Annotated in this window: 6 protein-coding genes and 1 riboswitch; of the genes, 4 read left to right on the top strand and 2 right to left on the bottom strand. The window is 37.8% G+C overall.

The window, feature by feature from the left end:
* Together JHC30_07650 and JHC30_07645 are read right to left on the bottom strand one after the other, a co-directional pair.
* A partial coding sequence (locus JHC30_07650; protein MCI4464022.1) for a hypothetical protein occupies positions 1 to 254 on the bottom strand: 254 nt, incomplete at its 3' end.
* A 110-nt stretch (positions 255 to 364) separates the two neighbouring features.
* On the bottom strand, positions 365 to 871 hold the full coding sequence (locus JHC30_07645) for an NTPase (protein MCI4464021.1): 507 nt from the start codon (positions 869 to 871) through the stop codon (positions 365 to 367).
* Between the two features lie 59 nt (positions 872 to 930).
* Between JHC30_07645 and JHC30_07640 the strand changes: the two genes are divergently transcribed.
* The 4 genes from JHC30_07640 (at position 931) to JHC30_07625 (ending at position 4928) form a co-directional block, all read left to right on the top strand.
* Positions 931 to 2172 carry a glycosyltransferase gene (locus JHC30_07640; protein ID MCI4464020.1) on the top strand — a complete coding sequence of 414 codons (1242 nt, stop codon included), beginning with the start codon at positions 931 to 933 and terminating at the stop codon, positions 2170 to 2172.
* A gap of 20 nt (positions 2173 to 2192) precedes the next feature.
* Positions 2193 to 2303, top strand: a riboswitch (TPP riboswitch).
* A 41-nt stretch (positions 2304 to 2344) separates the two neighbouring features.
* On the top strand, positions 2345 to 3220 hold the full coding sequence (locus JHC30_07635) for an ABC transporter permease (GenBank protein ID MCI4464019.1): 876 nt from the start codon (positions 2345 to 2347) through the stop codon (positions 3218 to 3220).
* Positions 3217 to 4215, top strand: coding sequence for an ABC transporter substrate-binding protein (locus tag JHC30_07630; GenBank protein MCI4464018.1), 999 nt, complete (start codon positions 3217 to 3219; stop codon positions 4213 to 4215). The genes JHC30_07635 and JHC30_07630 overlap by 4 nt, the downstream gene beginning before the upstream one ends.
* Complete coding sequence (locus JHC30_07625; GenBank protein MCI4464017.1) at positions 4203 to 4928, top strand: ABC transporter ATP-binding protein; 726 nt, start codon at positions 4203 to 4205, stop codon at positions 4926 to 4928. The genes JHC30_07630 and JHC30_07625 overlap by 13 nt, the downstream gene beginning before the upstream one ends.

Genomic DNA, 4928 nt, shown 5'->3' with positions numbered 1-4928 from the left:
ACCTTTATACTTCCTGCATAACTTGGTTCTTGAACCTCATTCTGCGCATCTTTACCTGCAACTTCATCTTTTGTTTCAACAGTTTCTGTCTGTTCCTTAGCCTGTGTGTTCTGAGTTACCGTTTGAGTTCCTGCGCTTACCTGAGTCTGCTGTGCAGTAGGTGTGTTTCCTGCCATAACAAAGTGTCTTCCCACAAAAACCGTGGAGCCTAAAAGCCCCAAAACAAACAACGCTACTAAAACCTTCTTTTTCATAGTGCACCTCCCTGTGCCTAATTTTTTGGAAGTTCTCTCAAACTTCCTGGTTGAAGTATAATACCCTGTCCGTGAAGAATCCGTGAAGAAAAAAATTGATTTTTTAAAAGTTAAATAATCCTGGATTTTGCAAGTTTTTCTATGATATGGTTTTTTATGTCAGAATAGTTTTCTCTTGTAAGTGCCAAAATTTCGTAACGAGAAAAATCTTTTACTAAGTCTCGATGAAGCGTTGCAATGAGGTTTATATCTTTTTCGAGACTTTTAAAAAGATAATATTTGAAACTCCTTGAATAAAATTCCATTTTGCCAATCTCATCAATAATAACAATTTGAGCATTTTCAAAGGCATTTAGCGCAATTTTCTCAAAGTTCTTGATGTTGAGGAAGTATTTGCCAAATTTAATATTTGATATTTGTTCAACAGATGCAAAAATGAGTTTTTCGCCTGTTCTTAAATCCTCTATTGTAAAGCCCTGCCTGAATCCCTTTTCCCTTACTTCTTCAGTTATAAAGCCAGATATATCTACGCCTGAATCTGTAAGGAGTTTTGCGATATCCTTCATTAATGTTGTCTTACCACAACCAGGAAGGCCCGTTACAAAAATTTTCACCATAATTTATTTTACTCTATTTTAGAATTTCTTATTTTTGAAGTATTGAGTTACAATAAAGTGTGGAAAAGTTTGAAAGTTTTGTTTTGGCGTTAAAAATGCATTTGAGCGTTCATCTTCCTATGAAGAATGTGCCTCTTTATGTATTTAACTATGATGTAAAATATCCTCCATTAATATGGCACAATATCCTGAACTATATCCTGAATATCATAAATATATTTTCAACTTTTACCTTTATCGGCCTTATATTACTTGTTTTGCTTGGGCTTATTAAAAAAAGAGGTAAGGTGCAAGAGAAATTTTTCCCTACACGAATAGTAGCCGTTATCCCTGCACATAACGAGGAAGATTCGATTGCACTTGTTATAAATTCTGCAGTTAATGCGGGATTCGACAAAGTTTATCTTATAGGAGATGCCTGCACTGACAATACCGTAAATATAGCAAAAGAATTAGGGGTTGAAGTAATTGAAGTAAATGCACGTTCAAAGTCAAAGGCACTCAATTGGGCGTTACCTCAAATAATTGAAAAAGAGGGAGTTAATGCTTTCTTTATGTTTTTCGATGCAGGGAATGTCTTTGATAAAGATTTTCTTAAGGAAGCGCTTCCTTACATAAAAGCATATCCAATAATCCAATTCAGAACAAGAAACGCAAACTATACCCACTGGGTTTCAAGAATGTTTGTTATTATGTCTGCATTTTTCTTCAAAATTCAAATTGCACTTAATAATCTTGGACTTTCTGCTATATTAAGCGGCTTTGGTTGGGGCGCATACGGATGGGTTTTGAAAGAATTTCCTTATGAAGTAAAGAGCATAACCGACGATTTTGAATATACAGTGAGAGTTAAATACAATGTGCAGTATGTTGATTGTATCTCGGTATATGACGAGAAACCAGAATCATTTATTGTTTCATTTAAACAGAGGTTGCGCTGGATAAGAGGATATTTTTATCTTCTGTTTACAGACATAAAGAGTTTCAGGAATAAACCATATCTTATACTTTTGCCTTTGTCTTTTGTTCTGTGGCTTATTTCAATCTTTGTGCTTATTTTAGACTGGAATATTTTGACTGTAGTATCTTCGTTTGCAATTAATTCTATTATGTTTTTTGTTACGCTTGACAAAATTGACTTAAAGATGATAAAGTTTTACGACATTTTTACATTCTTTTTCTTTAACGCAACGAATATAATTGTAATTCTTATAGCGCTTTTTACTTTCTTCAATACAAAATGGTTCAGAACACCTCACACAGGAAAAGTTGAAAAAGGCTTGCATAATTTAAATATTTGATTTTTGTATTATAATATAAGTGTAAGCCTCGGGGGAGCCCACATTGGTGGCTGAGAGGGACACTTAGAGGTGTCCGACCCCTGGAACCTGATCCGGGTAATGCCGGCGTAGGGAGATGGTGCAAGGTAGAAACCCTGCCTACACCCTCCCAGAATGCGGGAGGTTTTTAAATTTGAAGAAATTAAGAAAAATTGTAGAGCTTGCGCTTTTAGGTTGCTTTTTCATTCTGACTTTTTCAAAGTCCTCGGTCATTTCTATTGTTTCATTTTTCCTTTTGGTGCTTATTTTAGTCCAACTTGTAAAAAATTCAAAGATTTTGAAGAGCCTTTCATTCTTGCTATTTCTCTATTTATGGCAGATTGTCTCGTCTCACAAACTTGTCCCATCGTATATACTTCCATCTCCAGTTCAAATTGTCCACATTATCTCAACACAATCAAATATTATTCTTCCAAATCTTGTTGCAACCCTTGAGGTAACATTCATCGGGTTCTTTCTTTCAATTCTTTTTGGCGTTCTTCTTGCGCTTCTTATGCATGTTGCAAAACCCATCGAAGACCTCATTTACCCTATTGCAGTTATCACCCAATCAACACCAACAATTGCAATTGCTCCACTTATAATCCTGTGGCTTGGCTTTGGGACACTTCCTAAGATTGTTGTTGTAATCTGGGCAACATTCTTCCCTATTACAGTAAATACACTTCTTGGCTTGCGGACGGTTGACCCTGATATGGTTGATGTCCTCAAGGCAATTTCTGCAAAGAAAAGCGATATTTTCAGGTATGTCATTTTCCCGCACACGCTTACCTATATCATAACCGGCATTGAAATATCATCTCCCTATGCCATATTAGGAACACTCACTGCAGAGTGGATGGGCACAACGATTGGCATGGGGCTTTACATAAGAAGGTCTTTTTCTTCTTTTCAGTTGGATCAGGTTTTTGCAGGGACAATTATCATAATCCTCTTTAGCCTCCTTATGTGGGGTTCTGCAACAATGCTGAGGCAAAAATTTACTCGCTATTTAGGAGGTGAAAAATGAGGAAAATTATTCTTGCTTTATTGATTTTGGTAGTCCTTGCTTCTTCTTTTGGCTGTGCCCCAAAAGAAACGAAACTTGGAAATGTAACGAAGGTTACTCTTATGCTTGATTGGACTCCAAACACAAATCACACAGGAATTTATGTTGCACTTGACAAAGGGTATTTTAAGGAAAGGAATCTTGATGTAACTGTTGTGCAACCAACGGAAGTATGGCCTGAATCTGCTGTATCGGGTGGCAAGGCTGATTTTGGCATCTCATTTCAGGAATCACTTACTCAGTATGTTGTAAATGAAGGTGCGCCTCTTGTTGCAATTGCTGCAATTCTTCAACACGATACCTCTGGGTTTATATGGCTTAAGGATTCGGGTATTACATCACCAAAAGACTTTGCAAACAAAACTTATGGTGGCTGGGGAAGTGCCTGGGAAAACGCAATCGTTGATTATGTTGCAGAGCAAAACGGAGTCGACCCAAAGACAATAAAGAAAGTGGAACTTGGTGTGTTTGACCAAGTAACAGGTCTTCAGAGGAAAGTTTACGATTTTACCTGGATTTATTACGGCTGGGAAGGAATTGATGCGGAATTGCGAGGACTTAATTTCGATTTCTATAGCTTAAAAGACCATATTCCAAATTTTGACCACTACACGCCCATATTTATCACAAGTAAAAGTATGATTGAATCGCATCCTGATGTTGTTAAAGCATTTGTTGAGGCAATTTCTGAAGGTTACACATATGCTGCCAAAAACCCGGAAGAAGCAGCACAGATCCTCTTGAAATATGCACCTGAACTTGACAAAAACCTTGTTACAAAGTCGCAGAAGTGGATTTCACCTTATTATCTTGATGATGCAGGTTGCTTTGGTGTGATGAAGGAATCAGTTTGGAAAAACTTTACAGACCTTATGTATAGCCTTAAGATAATAAAAAGTATGCCTGCCGATGTAAACACTCTCTTTACAAACGAGTTTCTTCCATGCAAGAAGTAAGGGTAAAGGATGTAAAAGTATATTATGAAGGCTTTCTTGCGGTAAACGGAGTGAGTTTTTCGCTTCCGCAAGGAAAGCATCTTGCACTTATTGGCCCTTCAGGGTGCGGCAAGACTTCACTTCTTAAGGCAATTGCAGGTCTTTTGCCCTTTGAAGGTGAAATTTCCCGCCCCGAGGGGCCTCTTGGGTATATGCCTCAAAAAGGCGTTCTTCTTCCCTGGTTTACGCTTCTTAAAAACCTTGAAATCCCACTCCTTATAAAAGGGGTTGCCGAGAAAGAGGCGAAAGAAAAAGTGCTTGAACTCCTCCCGCAGTTTGGGCTTAAGGGATTTGAAAATAATTTCCCCAGTGCCTTATCGGGAGGGATGTATCAGAGAGCTGCCCTTCTTCGAACACTTTTAACGGGTGCAGATCTACTTTTATTGGATGAGCCTTTCGGTGCAGTTGATGCCTTAAACCGAAGAAAACTATGGCTTTATCTTGAGGAAATGCGCTCTTCCTACCACTTTTCAACTATAATGGTAACGCATGATGTAGAGGAAGCGGTGTTCCTCTCGGATATCATTGTCATTATGCACAAGTACCCAGGCGAACTTAAAGAAATTATCACGGTGGATTTGCCACATCCACGAACGATTCAAACAATTTCATCCGACAAGTTTTCCTCGATTGTCGAATATGTCCTCGAGAAGATAATAGAAGAGAACATTTAG

Origin of the sequence: Caldisericum sp., from assembly GCA_022759145.1 — a bacterium.
In the GTDB taxonomy this organism is placed as follows: domain Bacteria; phylum Caldisericota; class Caldisericia; order Caldisericales; family Caldisericaceae; genus Caldisericum.
This window is presented reverse-complemented; position numbering and strand designations above follow the sequence as displayed.

Coding starts and splice junctions, on each gene's coding strand:
- JHC30_07645 (MCI4464021.1), bottom strand. CDS start 871: ATGGTGAAAATTTTTGTAACGGGCCTTCCTGGTTGTGGTAAGACAACA.
- JHC30_07630 (MCI4464018.1), top strand. CDS start 3,217: ATGAGGAAAATTATTCTTGCTTTATTGATTTTGGTAGTCCTTGCTTCT.
- JHC30_07625 (MCI4464017.1), top strand. CDS start 4,203: ATGCAAGAAGTAAGGGTAAAGGATGTAAAAGTATATTATGAAGGCTTT.